Here is an 18,259-nt window from a genome sequence, read left to right as displayed (position 1 = left end):
AACTAGTCCGTATTCGAATGAGTGACCAGCCGGGGGCGACCGCGTCCACAGACGCAGACTGGCGCGACTACTTCGGATTCGACGCCCCCTACGACCAGCAAGCGAAGGTCATCGAGCGCACCATCCGCACCGCGAGGGGCAAGGGCTACTTCCTCTTCGAAGGCCCCTGCGGGACGGGCAAGACGATGGCCGCGCTCACCGCCGCCTCCTACCTCGTCCGCGAGACCGACCTGTACGACCGCGTCGTCGTCGTGACGCCGGTCAAACAGCAACTCGCCCAGTTCGTCGCCGACATGCGCGCGCTCAACGCCGGACGCGAAGAGCCACTCTCCACCGTCGCCCTCGACAGCAAGGGCGACCTCTGTCCCTACGAACGAGAAGGCATCTTTCCCGAGGACGCGAGCGTCCACGACCGATGTGAGGACCTCCGCGACCAGACGAGTTCGCTCGTCAAACTCGACGACGGCGAGAAAGGGGGCCTGCCAAAGGAGAGCGCGGTCCCCGGCATACGCGAGGACGCAGAGAAGTGGTGGGACCCGGCACGCGCCGAAAAACTCGCTGCCGCGGCCAGACAGGACGCAGAATCCTGGCAGTCGCTGAACACCGCCACGCTCGAAACCGCCGGCGCGAAGTCACCGTATCCGACTCATCAGCCCACCGCGCCCGACGACGCACTCGACTCCTCGAACGGCAACAACCCGCTCTACTGCCCGTTCGAGGCCGACTGGTACGCCCGCGACAAGGGGTCGCCCGTGGGCTTTGCTGACGCAGAAAGCGGCGTCGTGACCATCGACGAACTCCTCCCGCAGTCGGTCGAGCACGGCACCTGTCCCCACCGCGTGATGCAGGTGCTCCTCCAGAACGCGGAGGTTGTCATTGGAAACTACATGCACCTGTTCGACCGCCAGACGCGCGTGCTCACCGACGCAATTCTGGACGAGAACACGTTCGTCATCGTCGACGAGGCCCACCGCGTCGAAGAGCGCGTCCGAGACATCCTCTCAGACCGCATCGGTCTCCACTCGCTGCGGCGGGCGCGTGGTGACCTTCGCATGCTCGTCCAGCACGCGAACAAGACCCGCGAACACAAAACGGAGGTCGAAGAAGCCCTCGCGACGTACGAAGTCTCGCTCGACCACGTCCGGCGGGCCATCGAGTTCTACGACGCCATCGCCGACTGGCTAGACGAACGCATCACCGCCCACCTGGACGCGGAGTTCGACGACTGGCAACGAGCCATCCAGTACGGCGACCTGCCCGAGGAGGACATCGAAATCCCCCTCAGACCGCCCGAAACCGAGGAGGTAGACGCCCTCTCCGCGTGGGCGGAGGGAGAGGGATACGGCGAGAATCTCTGGCAATCGATGGGTCCGCTCGGCGTGGCGGCAGGGGCCGTGCTCGAAGAAATCGACCCGAATCGAAGCACCGTCTGTGGGGCCGTCGGCACGCTTCTGACTCGCTGGTGGACACAGAGCCGGGCGACCTACTTCCGAGAACTCGTCCTCGAATACTCGCCGAAAGACCTCGGCGAGACGGCAAACGTCTGGGAGCGTGCGTTCACCCCGGCGCTCGTGATGTACAACTGCCTGCCCGCGGCCGAGTGTCGTGACGTGTTCGAAACCGTCGGTGGCGGCGTCCTGATGAGTGCGACGCTCGAACCGCTCTCGGTGTTTCAGGAGGTGGTCGGCCTCGACGAGTTCGACGCAGACCGTCCTGTGGATACCCACACGTTCGACCTGCGCTTCCCTCGCGAGAACCGGGCGACGTGGGGCGTGGACCTCACTCCGTTTACCGCGCGGAACAGAGGGTCACCGACCGCAGGGGACGACAATGCCGTTCGCGAGGAGTACGCTTACGCCCTGCGGGAACTTGCCCGCAGTCCCGGAAACGTGCTCATCTGTATGCCGAACTATCGGGAAGCGACGTGGGCCGCGGAACGACTCCGCGCAGAAATCGACAAACCAGTGCTCGTAGACGAGAGTTCGTCGAACGAGGAGACGGAGGCGCTCAAACAGGCATTCTTCGACGGCGAGGAGAAAGTGCTCGTGACCAGCACCCGCGGCACGCTCACCGAGGGCGTCGATTACGACGGCGACAAACTCGGCACCTGCGCCGTCGTCGGCGTCCCCCTCGTGAACACGCGCTCACCCCGCGTGCGAGCCGTCCGCAACGCCTACGCGGACGCGTTCGGCCCCGAGAATGCGTTCGAATACGCGCTCACCGTGCCCGCCGTGCGCCGAACGCGGCAGGCACTCGGGCGCGTCATCCGTGGCCCAGAGGAGCGGGGCGTTCGCGCGTTGCTCGACCAGCGATACTGCGACACCGCACGCAGAGACGGCGTCAGGGCGTGTCTCTCCGCCGAAGAACGCACCGAGCAGGTTCGTATGACGCCGATGTTCCTCGACTCGCAAATCGAGCGATTCTGGAATAGTGAGTGACAATCTCTAGCAATCCGATATATTAGTATATTATCACGTTGATTGAGAGTGTATGCGGGAGAGAAACACACCCAAACTCACGTACCTTCGCTCCTGTCCCGTTTGCGACAGGCCAGTCACTGGAACAATCATCAGTGGGCCCGACAACGGCGTGTTCAGGCCCTGTGGACACTACATTCATCCGGTGAAACTGGTCCACTGTCCACAAGGTGAACCGTCCTCAAAAAAGACCCGCCAGTCGAATAGTCAGTCGAGATAGCCGAGGTCTCGCAGTCGTTCCTCTGTTCGCGGGTCGTAGTCGATCCGTGCGCCGCTCCGAACGTCGAGCGAAGCCAACCGATCTGCAAGCGCCGTTTTGAGCGGGTCCCACTCGACGCCCGTACGGTCCGAGATGGGGTGCTGTTCTGTCGCGTCGGTCGTGAGATCAAACCCGACCGTCGTCCCGTTTCTGTACAGCAATTTTCGGTGGGGTAGCCGCACAGACACTTGGAGCGCGTCAGCGTCGATTCGACCGGGCGTTTGCGCCGTCGATGCCACCTCGGCGATTGAGATCTGGTCGACGTCCACCGCGCCCTCGATTGCCGGACGCAACGACCGACCGATGAACGACGCGGGCGACTCGATACCGGCGTAGTCGAGTATCGTGGGGGCGATATCGATGTGTCTGACCTGTGTGCCGACGCTCCCCGCGCGGCCACCAGGTGGTCGAACGAGCAATGGAACGCGGATGAGTTCGTCGTACAACGCCGGTTCGTGCCCGAGTTGACCATGGTCGAACAGCGCCTCGCCGTGGTCTGCAGTCACGATGACGAGCGTGTCGTCAGGGACGCGTTCGAGCAGGCGGCCCACCTGCTCGTCCGCGTGGCGAACCGAAGCGGCGTAGAGTCCACGGACGACTGCTCGTTCGCGTTCGGTGAGGCGCTCTGGGTCGTGCTGAGCGCGCGTGACGAGCGTCGTCGCCGACCCGGAGAATGCGGGCATCGAAACGGCGGCCCGGTGACGCGCTGGCGGGGTGTAAGGAGCGTGCGGCGTCAGTATGTGCACCCAGGTGAACTGGTCACTCACAGCCGAATCGAGCGCTTCGAGCGCCACATCCACCTCCGACGTGCCGCTCCAGAATCTGCGAATCGGGTCGCTTGCGTACCGGTAGAGGTACTGAACCATCCGGTAGACCGGGTGGTCGAGGCCGAATCGTCGAATCAGGACCTCTCGCCCACTGTCGAGAAACGGGATTGAAAACTCCCCGATGTCGCGGTACTCGTCGTAGCCGCGGGCGTAGCCGTACTTACCACCGAGCCACGGGTTGCCGTGGACGCCAACGCACCGATATCCGTTGGTCGAGAGCACCTCGCTCAGGAGGACACGCTCGTCGCTGAGTCGCTCGTACCCGCCGTAATCGAGCGGAAGCGACGAGGAGAACACTGCGGGAAATGCGTAGGGTGTCGACGGACCATGGCTGACCGCTTGCGTGAATACGGTGCCCGTCTCGGCGAACGCGGCGAGGGTCGGCGTATAGGTCGGGTCGCTTCCGGGGTTGAACGACGCGTGCGACGCCCGCCACGCATCGATGGTGATGAGAAGAATGTTCACGATGTGGCCTCCCGGCGTTCGATTCTGACCCAATCGAGCGTGACGGTTCCCGCTCTCCCGGTCGAGTGACCGCGGAACTCGACTTTCGACTGGGGTCGCGTGAGCGTGAAGGTGGTCGTCACCTCTTGCCAGCGATTCGCCGGCATGACCGTCTTTCTGGTGAGCACGCGGTGGTCCTCGCCGCCGACCACGTCGAGGCGAGCGACCGAGCCGGTCGTCTCTCCCGCTACGAACACGCGGTAGGTCACCGTGTAGATTCCCGGTGCGAGCGTCTCGTAGGGTCCGTACCAGATGGCTTCGCCTGGAGGCCCACCGCCTCCGACGATAGTCCCTTCGACCTGGGTTCCCGACCCGACCGAGAGGGTTTGTGCATCGTACCGCCGCTCTGTGCCCGCGAACCACGAGAGAGGTTCACCGGACGTTATCGTCGTCGCTTGGCCGTCGTACCCTCGCTTGAACACCCAGATACCGTCTTCGTACCGGTACAGACTGTACTCTCCGTCGAGACGGTCTACGAACGTGTCTTCGACGACGCGCGCCCACTTCGATTGGGAATCGTAGAGCACGTACTCCGGCGTGAGCACTCCGTACGCAGCCTGATACACCTCGATTTCGTACGGGCTGATGATGAAAGAGGCACCGGGGCGATTTGCGACGTGCGGATAGATGTTGTTCTGAGTCACCAACGTCGCATCCTCGGGAACCGTGGCTATTGCCGCGTCGAGCGTCCGGGTGTGGTCGTCGATGACGGGGAACGGCTGGATGTTCCCGCCGGCGATAATGAGTCCGCTCGCCACGTTGAGTAAGATGACGTACACCAGCGCTCGACTCGCCGTCTCCCGGGAGAGACGCGGCAACTGGACGCGAGAGAGAATCCGCGCAGTTCCGATGTAGAGCACGGGCAAGAAGTAGAACGGGTAGTGGGCACCAAAGGCGAAGTACGCCTGCTTGTGGCCGAGGAACCACGCGAAGAGGAGATACGGCGTGAGCGACGAGAGCGTCAGTTCGTCCGTGAGCGAGAGAAACGCCACCGGTAACAGCAGCGCGATGAAGAACAGGAACTTAGCAGAGAGACTGATGGACAGCGAGTCGATGAGCACCTGAGGGTGGGCGAGAACGATGCCGACGAGGCTGCCGACCGCGACTCGGGTCCCCTCGATGTACTGCTGGAAGGGAACAGCAACCGCCCGGGTGGGGATGCCGGATTCGACGCTGAACTGAGAGATGACGTAGCCGGCGAGCAGTTGTGCGCCGACGGCGATGACGAAACCCGAGCCGAGCATTCGGGAGCGAGACGCGAGCCTGTTCTCGCGATGACTCAGCAACGTGAGGCCAACGAGGAAGCCAAAGGCGATGAAAATCATGAACTCGTTGGTGAGCACCATCAGCGAAAACGCGCCGAGAAAGAGCGCGTCGCGCCCCTTGACGAACGCGTAGTAGGTGAGAAAGATGAGCAGCGGCAAGACTGCCTGTTCCTGGAAGTCGAACGACCACGCAGACCAGAAGAAAGGATTGAACGCGTAGGAAACCGTCACGAGGCCAGCGAGGCGAACGTCAGCAACGTGCGTCCGGACGACCAGCCAGCACAGGGGAATGCTCGCCGCTAAGACGAACGCCTTCGCGACGAGAAGCGTTATCGCGGAGGGAGCGATTGCGTACGGCACGAGGAAGGCGAGCAGCGTGAGCGTAAAGTGTGCCCCCCAGTAGGAACCACCGGGGTGGCTAACGCGATATTTCCCCTGTAAGAGCCAGCCGTGGCCGTCCAGCGTGGTCGAGAACATGTGGACGTACGTGCCGAGGTCGGCACCGGTGAGGATGTAGCCTCGATAGAGGAGGCTGGTGTAAAACGAGAACCAGACGAACAGCACGCCGGCGAGACCGATGACATACCACGTCGGCCGGTCTATCGCTCCGAGTCGCGTCCAAAACCGGCGACGGGTAGCCGCCGTTCGCGTCCAGAGCGTCTCGACCCGGTCGGTGACAGGGACGCTCGCCGTCGTGGGCCAAACCCAGCGGTCGCTCGCTCCGAACCCCCAGATAACGCCGACCCCAACCGCGAGTACGTTCGCGATGAGGTAGTGCATCGAGAACAGTTCGACCAGGACGATGAGCGTGGCGAGTCCGATAGCGATGCCGACAACGCGCGTGAGGACGTACTTCCCGCCCCGCAGGAGCCAGTTCCTAGCGCCCGGGTCGCCGCGAGAGCGCCACGTCCAGACGTCGTTTACCGCGTAGTTTGCGAGGATGCTCACGACCCGTCCGAGGACGCCGCCAATGACGTAGGACGCCCCGGCGACCGACGTGACGAGAAAGAGCGTCCCTTCGTTGATCGCGAGTCCAAGCACGCCGACCAGCAGGTATTGGACGAACCGGCGCGTCTGGGATTCGACCGGGAGTCGCGCTTGCAGAAATTCAGTGACTACACTCACGCGGCCTCTCCTCCGGAACCGAGAAGCAGTGATTTGAGCTGCGGGTAGATGAGGTCGAAATCGTGAGCTTCTCCGGCAGCGCGGGCAGCTTCACACCGCGCCGTGTAGCCGGTGTTCTGTTCCCACTCCGTTCGAAGCAATCGGAGATGTATGAATATCTCCTCTACCGTTTCGGCGTGAAGCACCGCGTCTGTTGCCGGCAGATGGGTCGCGATTGGCGTGGTGATGACCGGAGTTCCAGACGCACACGCCTCGTTTATCACCATGCTGTCGGTGTCCACTCGCGCCGGGTGCAAGACGACGTGTGCGCGAGCGTACGCCATCGCCAGTTCGTCCTCGGTGACGAACCCGAGACCGTCGATGCGCGCATCGTCGCACGTTCCCGTCGTGACGAGGCGCATGTCCATCGGCAACCGGTCTGCCGTCTCCCTGACGAGGTCCCACCCCTTCTCGGGGATGTGCGCCGCCGTCACGAGAATCGTAAATTCGGATGCGAGCGGAGCGCGGTCGGGAGAGAAACGATGGGTATCCACGAAGTTCGGAATGTACACCGTCCGCGGGTGGACAGCGCGGTAGGCCCGCGTGACCGAGTGGACGACGTCGAATCGCCGTAAGTCGAGCGGACCTACCAGCCGGTAGAGGAGTTTGACGCCAGTGGGAACGACGCCGTAGAACGGTTCGTACAGTCTGTCGGTGACGAACAGCCACGAGTGGATACCCGCGACGTACCGAGGTGCCCCGGTAAAAAACAACTGCGAGAGAGGATTGTAGAAGAGGTACGCAGTGTCGAACGCCGAGAGGTCGTGGTGCCAGGCCTCCCGGTAGGAGACACGGCTGTCGAGGACGTCGCGGACGGCGACCCGTCTGACTCCATCGGGCGCGTAGGGGAGCGCTCGGACGGCGACCGAGACGCCATCTTCGACCAGGCGGTTTGCGAGTGCTGCGGTCCATTTTTCACCCCCGCGATAGTGTTCGAGCGAGAGGTGGGGACAGAGGACGACGCGCATTAGCCCTCTACGTCGAATAGAACCTGCGCACAGAACGTACGAGATCGCTGACTCTCCATTGTCCCGTAGGGAGGAGAAGCGACGTGATTAGTATACTTCTGTTAATTCTGTCGGTCAGGAATGGAGGTCGATTAACGGGGTCGTGTGAACGGAAACACAACTGGAACGATTGGCGATAACGGTCCAGTACTCTCGACACTCAGCCTGCCCTGAACCCAGATGCTCATGGGCACAGGCCGGACGAGCAATCGCCCGAAAAAAGCGATGGCGTGACGGCTACCCGCGCTGGTTACACCGTGAGTCTACCTGCTTGCGAACGTGACCGTCTCACCACAACGAGTTGGTACGATGATCTATAACACTCCGTTTTTCCATACACTGTGAATACGACGGCAATTAACGCGGACCCATATTCGTGAACGATATTCGGCGTTTTTACGCGGGTCTGCACTTGGCTCTCTCAACGAGCGAAGATGGCAACGTCAACAGCGCCACCGGCAGCCCAGCTACCTACCCGACCACCGGTTCAGCAGGGAGCAGTTAGAGAAGACCGAACGTACGACGAGTCGGTGAAGACAACGAGTGGCCTTTCGGTGTCGGTTATCATCCCAACGTATAACGAATCCGAGAACGTCGAACGCGTGATAGACCGGTGTCGAACGGCACTCGCCGGCCATCCGTTCGAGATCGTTATCGTGGACGACGACTCGCCGGATGGCACCTGGCGAGTTGTGAGTACCGTGTACGCAGGTGACAGTCGAATACGCGTCATCCGACGAACCGAGGAGCGTGGGCTCGCGACGGCAGTCTCACACGGTATCCGCGCCGCGACGTACGACTGCTGTGTAATCCTCGACGCGGACTTGCAACACCCACCAGAGAAGATTCCGGCGCTCCTCGCGGCCCTCGAGTCGGGGGCTGACATCGCCATCGCCAGCAGATACACCGCCGGCGGCGGCATTGAGAACTGGTCGCCGTACCGGCGGTTCGTAAGTCGTGGAGCGCTCGTCATCGCAAAACTCCTCATCCCGCAGGTGCGAAGCGTGACCGACCCGATGAGCGGCTTCTTCGCGTTTCGACGGGAGCTCGTCTCCGGAGTGACGCTCGCTCCGATCGGCTACAAGATTCTTCTCGAACTCCTCGTTCGGTGTGAGTACACGCTCGTCGTCGACGTTCCCTACGTGTTCCACCAACGCGAGCACGGCGAGTCGAAGCTGTCTCTACGGGAGTACCTCGACTTCCTCGAACACGCCTTCCAACTCGCCCGTTGGGCGCGGAGGTACCCGCGACCGCACCTCACCTGATTAGTCCCAGAAGGACTTCGTTCGAGCGTACTGGCGTTCCTGGCCCAGAATATCGCGGTAGAACTCGTTTTCATTTTCGCGTAACTTTCCGATGATACGCGCGGCGTTGTGCGGGCCGACGCCGCGCGCCGCGAGCGCGATGATTGCCTTCTTGCCGTGACTCTGGACGAGACTGGCCGAACGATAGGCTCGGCGCGTCATCTTCTCCTGTTCGTCGTCTTTCTCCCGTGCCTTGACCGCCGACACTACCTCGTCGGCCCAGGGATTGAGCGCAGCGATGCGACTTGAGTCACACAGCGGGCACTGGGGCTGGTCGGGGATTCGGCTGACCTTCTGTTTTCGCTCCCACTCCTGACAGTGCAGACAGAACAGCAACATTCGGTCGTTCTGAATGCGCTCGCGGACGGTCTGGATGACGCTCGCGTCTGCGTTCTCCGGGGCGAGCAGTTCGCGTCCCGAGGAGCGGCCGTCCACCCCGATGGCGGTGCGTCCGCCCACCTTGACGAGTTCGATGTCACCGGACTGTATCCGTTCGAGGACGGCCGCCGCGCGGGCGATGTCTAAGTCCTCGTGGAGTATTTCGCGGACCGCCTCGTCGTAGACGGGCGTCTCCGCGAGTGCCGAGAGCAGGCGGCTGAGGCCGAACTGGCGGTTCGAATCGCCCTGCCAACTCTGCAGCGAACCGAACTTCGCCGCAACTTGCGCGAGTTTGAACTTGAGCGCGTCTGCGTTCTTCAGGCTCAGTTCGATGAGTGGCTGGAGGTGGTCGGGGTCGGTCGCTTCGAGCACCTCGACCACCGTGCTCGCGGTCACGTCGCGGGGCACCTCCAGTTCGATGCGGTAGGGGTCTACGTCGAGGCCCACGGATGAACCCGTTCGCTGGCCGATAAGCGCGGAGAGCACGCGGCCGAGCGTCTCGTTTACCTTGTGTCCGAAGCAGGCGTTTACGACCACGGTCCGCCCCTGGAACTCGATGACGACGCGGTCGTCGGTCGGAATTGGGTGACCCTGTTCGCGTTGGCGAGCGATGGGGTTCAGGGCTTCCTCGATGGTGCGGTGGTCGGCCGGATACCGCCCGGCGATGAACCGGGCGACCGCTTCGCGGTCCTCGTCGTCGTCGATTTGGTCGCTGGCGACCCCTCGGAGTTCGCCGACTTCCTGGGCAACCTCGAACGGGACGGGAATCTCGCTGCCCGTCCACGAGGGCACTTCGCCGGAGGGGTCCTCGATGGGCGTCACCTGCACGCGCTGTTTCTCGTCGTCGATTTCCGTGATGCGCCACATCTCGCCGCGCTGGATGAACACCTCGCCCGGGCCAGCGAAGTTGACGACGAACCGCTCGTCCAGGGTGCCGACCTGCCGCCCACTCGCCATGTCGTACACCTCGAAGGTTTCCTCGTCGGGAATCATCGAGAGGTTCGCGTAGAAGTAACGCCACGTCCCGCCGCTCTTCGAGAGGAGGTCTTTCTCCTCGTCCAGCCAGACGATGCGGTTGTACGAGAGTTCCTCGACGACCTCCTTGAACTGTTCTTCGGTGAGGTCGGCGAACGGATAGGCTCGCGTCACGATGTCGTAGGCTTTGCGCCCCGACACGTCGCCGAAATCCATGACGATGCCCGCAATCTGGTTGGCGACGGTGTCGAGGCTACCGTGGTGGATGTTCGCCTCCTCGACCTCGTTGACCCCGGCGCGGCGAGCGATGACCATCGCCTCGAAGGTGTCGTCCGGGCGCGTCGTGACGATAGTGCCGTGGGAGGTGGCGTCTCGGCGATGGCCCGCCCGCCCGACGCGCTGGAGCATCCGCGAGACTTCGCGGGGACTCGAATACTGGATGACGTGGTCGACTCGGCCCACGTCGATGCCGAGTTCCATCGACGAGGTACAGAGCAGGGCGTCGAGTTCGCCCGCCTTGAACTGGTCTTCGACCTCGACGCGGGCGTCTCGGGAGAGCGACCCGTGGTGGACGCCGATGTTCAGGTCGAGTTCCTTGAACCGCGACCCGAGGGCTTCCGCCGTCTGTCGGGTGTTCACGAAGATGAGCGTGGATTCGTGGTCGGCCACGAGGTCGCGAATGACGCGGACGTGGCTCGCGATGTCCGGGTCGGTCAGCAGTTTCCCGGCGAGCATCTCGTCCTCGTCGACGAGTTCAGGTTCGTGGACGGTGAGGTCAATTCGACTGCCCACGTCCACCTCGACGATGGCACACCCTCGGTCGCCAGTGAGGAACTTCCCGACCTCCCTCGGGTCGCCGACGGTCGCCGAGAGGCCGATTCGCTGGAACGGGCCAGCGAGTTCGCGCAGCCGCTCCAGACCGATGGTCAATTGCGCGCCGCGTTTCGATGCGGCGAGTTCGTGTACCTCGTCGACGACGACGTGCGAAACGTCTTCGAGGGCTTTGCGGAGTTTCTTCCCCGTGAGCATCGCTTGCAGCGTCTCCGGCGTGGTCACGAGCACGTCTGGCGGGTCGTTCGCCTGCTTGCTCCGGTGGTACTGCGTCGTATCCCCGTGACGAACGTCCACGTCCACGTCGAGGGTCTCGCCCCACCATTCGAGGCGACTGCGCATGTCGCGATTCAGAGCGCGAAGTGGCGTGATGTAGAGCGCAGAGATGCCCGCGCGCTCCTCGGGCGATTTCGCGACGATGGCGTCGAAGACGGGCAGCATGGCTGTCTCCGTCTTTCCAGTCCCAGTCGGCGCGATGACGAGCGCGTCCCGACCGGATGCGAGCGGCGGAATCGCCCGCCGCTGGGGAGCCGTCGGCGTCGAAAAGCCACGCGCAGAGAGGGCCTCGCGAACCGCCTCGCCGAGGTGAGTGAATGCGTCGGCTCCCGCGACCTCGCCGTCAGTCATTGCCACTCCTAATGGCCAGAGGAGAATAAGCAGCGCGGCCAGTCAGATTCGGTCGTAGTTCCCGAGCCGAGTCCCATCGAGCAGATAGGCCTCGCCGTCGCGGAGACCCGCGGGGAGAAACGGCGAGAGAAAGCCATCTTCTTGGACGTTCACCCACGTCCCGCCGACGAGGTCGTTGAACGCCGGGAAGACGACGAACGGCGCGCCGCCGTCGAACTCGCGGCCGTGGAACTCCGCGAACGGCGCAGGGTCCACCGTCCCGCGAAGCCAGACGCGCTCGGTGCGCTGCCCACCCACGTCGTCGGTCAGTCTGACCTGTGGATGTTCGTGGGCGGTACAGAGAATCTCGGCGTCGAGAACGTCTGGGGCCGGCCAGGTGTGACCGTGGGCGAAGCCAACATCACCGAGGCGGATGCCGTGGGCGGGCGTCACGTCGATGCCATCGATATGTTCCTCGATATCGCCGTCGTGGTTGCCCTTGACGACGGTTACGGGGCAGTCGAGGGCGGCGAGGAGCGTGTGAATTTCCTCGATTTCTTCGTTCGAGCCTGCGCCGATTGCGTTGCCGAAGTCACCTAAAACGATGACGCGGTCTGTGTTCGATTCCTCTCGCAGGCGGACGAGCTGCTCGCGTCGCTCTGGGGCCTTGCTCGGGACGGAAACGCCATCCCACCGGAGGGCGACTTCGAGGCCCGCGTGGTAGTCGGCGACGACGAGCGCACGCTCCCCGGACAGGTCAGCTATCGCCGCCGCCTGCCCCGGAATCGGCTCGACCGAACTCGCCATCAGATGGCGGTCAGCGTGTTCTCGTCAGGTTCGTAGCACTGGCCGTCCATGAGCGCGTCCTGAATCGCGTCTTCGACGGCGTCGACGGCCACACCGTGTTCTTCGACCACGGCGGCGATGACGGCTTCGCGGTCCGCACCGTCGCCGTCGTCGAGTTCGCGCATGGCCGAGAGGACGGCGTCTTCGAGGTCCACGTCACCATCTGCTTCGGAGTCGGTTTCTGCTTCCGGTTCGTCGGCTTCAGGTTCGGGTTCCGGTTCGGCGGCCGTTTCAGCCGCCTCTGCTTCGACTTCTTCGGGGTCTGGCACGTCGATGCCCGCCTCGCCCGCGGGGCCGACTTCAGAGCCCGTCGAGAACTCCGTGCCGAACTCTTCTTCGACCTGCTGGCGCTCTTCCTCGTCCATCTCGTACATCTCGTCTACCTCGCCGGGGTCGAAGTCCTCCACGTCGTCGTCCGGGTCCGAGACTGACTCCGCCACCTCATCGAGTGCGTTCTCGGCTGGTTCGCCGAGTGCGTCGTCCACATCGTCGTCCGGTTCCCCCTGCCTCGTCGCCGTCGCCTCCGCAGCGTCGACGGGTTCGGCCTCGGGAACCGTACCAGTCGCGTCGTCTTCAGGTGGTTCCGTGTCGATGGCTGGCTCCGTTTCGACGACTTGTTCTGACTCCTCGGGCGGACTGTCCTCGATGACTGGTTCGTCGGTTTCGACGTCGCTCGGTTCGGGTTCCGTCGTCTCGGCCACGGCCGCAGAATCGTCGCCGTCGACTTCGAGTTCGGCTTCTACTTCCGCTTCGACGGCGTCTGCCCCTGCTGAATCGGCGTCTGCGGCCGTCTCGACCGACTCGAACGAGCGGACGCGTTTTGGCGTCTCCGGGCCGGCCATCGACGGCTCCGCATCGAACGACGGAACCGAGTCGCGGTCGCCGGTGACGACTTCGAGTGCTTGCGTCGCGAGCGTCTCCATCGCTTCGAGGTAAGCCTTCGTGGTGCCGTAATGTTCGATTGCCTTCGGGATGCCCGCGGCGAGACTCTCGCTTACTCCCTGTGCGAGCAACTGCGCACGCAGGTCTTCACCGCGGGCGTCCACGTCGAGCGCCCCGGCGAACGTTTCGATGCGTTCTAAGGTGCGCTCTGCGGTGGTGACCGTCCACCGCTCTCGGGTCTCTGCGTCCACCTCGCTGATGCTCTCGGGCCGGATGGACGTGTAGACGCGGTCGGAGTCCTCCGGTTCGAAGGTCCGTGCCTTGCCCGTCACCGCGACGAACGTCGGGACGGCGGCGTTTTCGAGGAACGTGAGCGCCTCTGGCTGGTACTGGCCGGCGTAGACCACGAACGCGCCGGTCGGGTCGACGATGCGGGCGCGCAGCTGGTCTTCGTTCACCGTATTGACCTCCGTGAGGACGCCAACGGCGAACATCCGGTTGACCCGTGCGCCGGTCGGGGTGACGACGTAGTTCGGCGCGCGTTCCTCGTCCGATTCGGAGTAGGAAAGCGAGGCGTCGTCGAACTCGGCCGCGAACAGGCGGTGGGCGACCTCGCGGCCGACTGGCGTGGCGCTCATGCGTCCACCTCCGAGAGCACGGCCGCAGCACGCGCGGCCGGGTCGTCCGCCGACTCGCTGAACGCGGTCGCGTCCAGGTTCGCGCCGTAGTCGTCGACGCTCAGACTGCCGCGGACGACGAACTCGCCGCCAACGATGTTCTCACGAATCGAGTCGGCGACGACCTCCTGGTTCATCGCCTCGCGGGCGGCGGCAAGGGCGTCTTCGAGCGACCCGCCGTACACCTGCTCGGTCAGGTCACGGTCCAGAATGACCGTGAGCGCGCTCGTGCCGTCGTCGAGGATGGCCTTCACGCGCAGGTCGTCGTAGCCGTCGACCTGTCCGTGGGAGCGACACTGCCCCTTCTGGGTCACGCGGTTGCACTCGGGGCAGCGCTGGATGAGGCCAGAACCGTCGCGCACCGACAGGAGGTTGCCGACGAGTTCGACGTCGAACAGGCCGCCCATGCCGACGGCCTCGTCGATGCGCTTTCGCGGCGCGTCGTCGCTCACTTCGAGGTCGGCATCGAGCGCTTCGACCGTCGAAAACTCGGAGATGTTCACCGAGGGGATGCCACGGAACTCGCGGATGTACGCCCCACTGACGCGAATCGACGCGCCGGCCTCGAGTTCCGGGTGGGGGTCCCAGTCGGTGAACGGCAAACGACCGGATTCGTCGGCGAAGACGCCGGAGAGAATCGTCGTCTCTCCGTCGCGACCGCTGATGGTCTTCTCCTCTACTTCACTGACGACGACGTCGACGTTGACCCCACGGTCACCGGGTGCGAGTTCGGTGAGCGGTTTGTCCCCGCCCACGGCGAACGGCACCTCGATGCTCTCTGCCGGGTCCACCGAGGAACTGTCCCCGAGGTTGAGTTCGGGATTGCCCTCCCACTCGCGGACGCCGGCGTTCGTAATGGTCACGGTATCGCCGGCGGTGAGACCGAAATCGTGCCAATCGGTGTACGAGATTTTGCCGGTCTCGTCTGCGAGTTCACCCTCGTGGATGAGGTGGTCTTCGTTCTGATAGCGAATCGAGCGCTTGCCGACCGTGAGCACCTTCGCCGTCACCGTCACGTTCGAGTTGTCGGTGGTGATGTCCGAGATGGAGACGGTTTCGGGCGTGGGTGCGCTCCCCCCGCCGCCACCGTACTTCCGACGGACGCTCTGTTTTGCTTCCTCCAGTGGAACGCTGTACTGGACGAGGTTTTCTAAGTCGCGTTTGACCTCCGCTTTGTCTGCGCCGAGAGCGGAGGCGAGCTCTTCGGCGGTGTCGTCGAGACTCATCACCGAATCTTCGTCCGGATGCCATAAAAAGCGTTCGCGGAACTCCCCACCGAAAGCGGTTTTCACCCCTCTGACGTATCACCATCCATGCGCGTCGTCGTCAATGCAGCCATGAGCGTGGATGGAAAGCTCTCCCACCGCCGCCGCAAACAGGTGGTCATCAGCGGAGACGACGACTTCGACCGGATGGACGCCATCCGCGCCGAAAACGACGCCGTGATGGTCGGCGCGGGAACCGTCGTCGCCGACGACCCCAGCCTGACGGTTGACGACCCCGACCGCCGGGCCGCCCGTGAGGCCCGCGGCGTCCCCGAGAATCCCGCCCGCATCGTCGCAGACTCCCACGCCCGCTGCCCCCGCGAATCCCAGGTGTTCGACGACCGGGCACACACCTACCTACTCGTGACCGAATCCGCCCATCCCGTGCGCATCCGCAAACTGGAGCGCGAAGGGGTGACCGTCATCGTCGCCGGCGAAGACCGGGTGAACCTCACCGCCGCCTTCGATGCGCTCGCAGACCACGGCATCGAGTCCATCATGGTCGAGGGCGGGGGCGAACTCATCTTCTCGCTGTTCGAGGAGGGACTCGTCGACGAACTCACCGTGTTCGTCGGCTCGCTGATCATCGGCGGGCGCGAAGCCCCGACGCTCGCGGACGGTGAGGGATTCGTCGCTGGGTTCCCCCGCCTCGAACTGACCGACGTCCAGCGGATGGACGACGGCGTAGTGCTCAGCTACGTTCCGGAAACCACCCAGTAATACCACCCATTTATCATCCGGCCTCGTCGAGAGAGGTGTATGACATTCACCGCGCTCAGAAGTGGCGGCGCTAAACTGTACGCAAAGATGGGGCCCTCGTGGCTCGCCGGGGCGATTGCGGCGGGCCCGGCGACGATGGCCTCACTGCTGACCGCCGGCACGTCGTTCGGATTCGCGCTTCTCTGGGTCGTCGTGCTCTCTGCAATCCTCGGAACGTTCGCTCAGTACCTCGCGATGCGTCTCGGTCTCCGGACTGAAACCGGCCTTGTCGCTGCCGTCGAACGACACCTCGGCGGTGGCTGGGCGTGGCTGCTCGTCGCAGACGCCGTCCTCGCCGCGGGACTTGCCCAACTCGTCATCATGAAGGGCGTCGCCGACATCAGCGCGACCATCACCGGCATCGACGCCCGCATCTGGGGCGTTGCGTGGGCACTCGTCCTCGCGTTCGGTCTCGCGGGGGGAGGGTACCGCGTGGCAGAACTCGGTGCAAAACTTCTCGTCTCGGCCGTCGTTTGCGCCTTCATCGCGTCCCTCTTCGTCGTCCCAATCGACCCCAGTGCGGCGATCGCCGGCCTCGTCCCGACGATGCCCGCTGGGCTGTCGGGGGCGCTCGTCGTCGCCGGCATCCTCGGTGGAGCGGTCCACATCACGCTCATCACGATGCACTCCTACACCATGCGTGCCCGTGGCTGGACCCGCGACGACACAGACATCGCCACCACCGACATCGTGGCGTCGATGTTCGTCGCCTTCGGCATCTACAGCCTCGCTATCTTCCTCGTCGCCGCGAGCGTGCTCCACGGGGCCGTTTCGCCCGAGGGACTCACGCACGTCTCGGCCTCGCAGGCGCTCGGCCCGCTCGTCGGCGCGAACGCGAAGTGGCTGTTCCTGCTCGGCCTCTGGGGGGCCGCCGTCTCCACGCTCGGAGGCAACACCGTCGTCCCGCCATTTCTGCTCGCGGACAAACTCGGTTGGGGAACCACCGTCGAGGATTCGCGCTACCGCCTGCTCCTTGCCGGGTTCGCGCTCGTCTCCGCCGTTGGCCCGTTCGTCGGCGGGTCGTTCTTCCCGCTGCTCGTGCTGGTGCTCGCGTTCGGCCTCGTCGGGACACCCTTCGCCATCGCCATCGTCCTCGCGCTGTTGAACGACCGGCGAGTGGTCGGCGAGACCCCCGCTCCGTGGACGAATCTCGGCGGCGTCGTGCTCATCTGCATCACCGTGCTCACCGCCGGGTCGTTCGTCCGCGGCCACCTCTCGACGCCCGGGGAACCGCTGAGCGCGTTCGTCCTCGTTTTCGCCGCAGTGCTCGGCACCGCGACGCTCGTCGTCCTCGGACTGGCCGTCCGAACCGCGCTCAGAGAAGAGACGCCCCGGGCCGCCACCCAGTGATGACACGCGAAAGCCCTCCCGCCGGACGATTGCTCTTCACCGGGCCCTCCAACGTCGGAAAGACGAAACGAACCGCCGAGGCATTGCAGGCGTGGGTCGAAGGCCACGGAACCGAGGGCGTGGTCGTCCTCGACTTCGCCCCCGAGGTAGAACGCGACGGGCGACTTCTCGGCGGCCGACTCACGCGGTTTCTCGACATTCCAGAGGGCGTCTGGTACGGAGTCATCGACGCTCACGCACCGCGGGCCGCTGCCTCCTCACCCGCCGAAGCGTCCCAACTTGCGGGTGAGAACGCAACTCGGGCACGCTCGCTGCTCGAAACGGCCCCGACGCCCACGGCAGCGTTCGTAAACGACGCGACGATTCCGTTTCAGGCGGCCGGGAGCGACGTCACTCGATTGTTCGAGTGGCTGGACCCGGCGACGGTGGCCGTGGTCAACGCCCTCGAGAGCGACGAACTCGGCCGTGACGACGAAATTTCGCGGCGAGAAAAGCGAGTGCTCGACCGGCTGCGGTCGTGGGCCGACACCAATCGTCGACTCTAGTGGTCGTGGCCGGTCATCTCGGCGAACGTCATGCCGAAACGCTCTTCGAAGGTGTCGAGGACGGCTTCTTCGAGGGCTTCGACGTCGGCGTCGAAGTCGGCCTGCGCGTGGTGGACGATGGCGTGGGCGCGCTGGGCGAACCCGATGAGGACGACGTCGGTGACGGCCTCGGCCGTCGTCTCTTCTTCCGAGAGGATGTCAATGAGTTCGGTCGGGAGTTCGACCTCGTCGGTCGAGCCGTCGGACGATTCGATGGTGAACGTGGCTGTGTCTAGGGAGTCGGACATGGGAGGGACTTCGCGTCCGGACGTAAAGGGCCTGTGGAATGCGTGCCCGGT

13 protein-coding genes are annotated in these 18,259 nt (G+C 64.2%); 5 read left to right on the top strand and 8 right to left on the bottom strand.

Annotated features, from left to right (window positions below; translation table 11 throughout):
* Nucleotides 1-17: 17 nt before the first annotated feature.
* Nucleotides 18-2,438, top strand: a complete 2,421-nt coding sequence (locus P1M51_RS05040; protein ID WP_276274856.1) for an ATP-dependent DNA helicase — start codon at nucleotides 18-20, stop codon at nucleotides 2,436-2,438.
* A gap of 246 nt (nucleotides 2,439-2,684) precedes the next feature.
* Here P1M51_RS05040 and P1M51_RS05035 read toward each other — a convergent pair whose 3' ends face one another.
* Genes P1M51_RS05035 through P1M51_RS05025 form a run of 3 tightly spaced genes read right to left on the bottom strand, consistent with a single transcriptional unit; the run spans nucleotide 2,685 to nucleotide 7,464 of the window.
* Nucleotides 2,685-4,028 carry a sulfatase gene (locus P1M51_RS05035; RefSeq protein WP_276247095.1) on the bottom strand — a complete coding sequence of 448 codons (1,344 nt, stop codon included), beginning with the start codon at nucleotides 4,026-4,028 and terminating at the stop codon, nucleotides 2,685-2,687.
* Nucleotides 4,025-6,457: a DUF2079 domain-containing protein gene (locus P1M51_RS05030; RefSeq protein ID WP_276274855.1), complete on the bottom strand. Its 2,433-nt coding sequence runs from the start codon at nucleotides 6,455-6,457 to the stop codon at nucleotides 4,025-4,027. Before P1M51_RS05030 ends, P1M51_RS05035 begins: the two co-directional genes overlap by 4 nt.
* Nucleotides 6,454-7,464 (bottom strand): glycosyltransferase, encoded by a 1,011-nt coding sequence (locus P1M51_RS05025; protein WP_276247093.1) that lies wholly within the window; start codon nucleotides 7,462-7,464, stop codon nucleotides 6,454-6,456. The genes P1M51_RS05030 and P1M51_RS05025 overlap by 4 nt, the downstream gene beginning before the upstream one ends.
* Nucleotides 7,465-7,937: 473 nt before the next feature.
* Here P1M51_RS05025 and P1M51_RS05020 point away from each other — a divergent pair, with 473 nt between their 5' ends.
* Complete coding sequence (locus P1M51_RS05020) at nucleotides 7,938-8,768, top strand: polyprenol monophosphomannose synthase (protein WP_276247092.1); 831 nt, start codon at nucleotides 7,938-7,940, stop codon at nucleotides 8,766-8,768.
* Here the strand turns inward: P1M51_RS05020 and P1M51_RS05015 are convergent, their stop codons facing one another.
* Genes P1M51_RS05015 through P1M51_RS05000 form a run of 4 tightly spaced genes read right to left on the bottom strand, consistent with a single transcriptional unit; the run spans nucleotide 8,769 to nucleotide 15,228 of the window.
* Nucleotides 8,769-11,618 carry a DEAD/DEAH box helicase gene (locus P1M51_RS05015; protein ID WP_276247091.1) on the bottom strand — a complete coding sequence of 950 codons (2,850 nt, stop codon included), beginning with the start codon at nucleotides 11,616-11,618 and terminating at the stop codon, nucleotides 8,769-8,771.
* A 42-nt stretch (nucleotides 11,619-11,660) separates the two neighbouring features.
* Entirely contained in the window at nucleotides 11,661-12,404 is a 744-nt protein-coding gene (locus P1M51_RS05010) for a metallophosphoesterase (protein ID WP_276247090.1), read from the bottom strand.
* The gene (locus P1M51_RS05005; RefSeq protein WP_276274854.1) at nucleotides 12,404-13,963 is read right to left on the bottom strand and encodes an RPA family protein; all 1,560 of its coding nucleotides are present in this window, start codon (nucleotides 13,961-13,963) and stop codon (nucleotides 12,404-12,406) included. The genes P1M51_RS05010 and P1M51_RS05005 overlap by 1 nt, the downstream gene beginning before the upstream one ends.
* Complete coding sequence (locus tag P1M51_RS05000; protein ID WP_276247088.1) at nucleotides 13,960-15,228, bottom strand: Single-stranded DNA binding protein; 1,269 nt, start codon at nucleotides 15,226-15,228, stop codon at nucleotides 13,960-13,962. Before P1M51_RS05000 ends, P1M51_RS05005 begins: the two co-directional genes overlap by 4 nt.
* An 87-nt stretch (nucleotides 15,229-15,315) precedes the next feature.
* Between P1M51_RS05000 and P1M51_RS04995 the strand changes: the two genes are divergently transcribed.
* The 3 genes from P1M51_RS04995 to P1M51_RS04985 are packed head-to-tail and all read left to right on the top strand — an operon-like array spanning nucleotide 15,316 to nucleotide 17,921.
* Complete coding sequence (locus P1M51_RS04995; RefSeq protein ID WP_276247087.1) at nucleotides 15,316-15,987, top strand: 2,5-diamino-6-(ribosylamino)-4(3H)-pyrimidinone 5'-phosphate reductase; 672 nt, start codon at nucleotides 15,316-15,318, stop codon at nucleotides 15,985-15,987.
* Nucleotides 15,988-16,026: 39 nt separating this feature from the next.
* Complete coding sequence (locus P1M51_RS04990; protein ID WP_276274853.1) at nucleotides 16,027-17,376, top strand: NRAMP family divalent metal transporter; 1,350 nt, start codon at nucleotides 16,027-16,029, stop codon at nucleotides 17,374-17,376.
* Nucleotides 17,376-17,921, top strand: a complete 546-nt coding sequence (locus P1M51_RS04985) for a hypothetical protein (RefSeq protein WP_276247085.1) — start codon at nucleotides 17,376-17,378, stop codon at nucleotides 17,919-17,921. Before P1M51_RS04990 ends, P1M51_RS04985 begins: the two co-directional genes overlap by 1 nt.
* Here P1M51_RS04985 and P1M51_RS04980 read toward each other — a convergent pair.
* Entirely contained in the window at nucleotides 17,918-18,208 is a 291-nt protein-coding gene (locus P1M51_RS04980) for a hypothetical protein (protein ID WP_276247084.1), read from the bottom strand. The genes P1M51_RS04985 and P1M51_RS04980 overlap by 4 nt on opposite strands.
* Nucleotides 18,209-18,259 lie beyond the last annotated feature (51 nt).

The organism is Haladaptatus sp. QDMS2, assembly GCF_029338295.1.
Classification (GTDB): Archaea; Halobacteriota; Halobacteria; order Halobacteriales; family Halococcaceae; genus QDMS2.
This window is presented reverse-complemented; position numbering and strand designations above follow the sequence as displayed.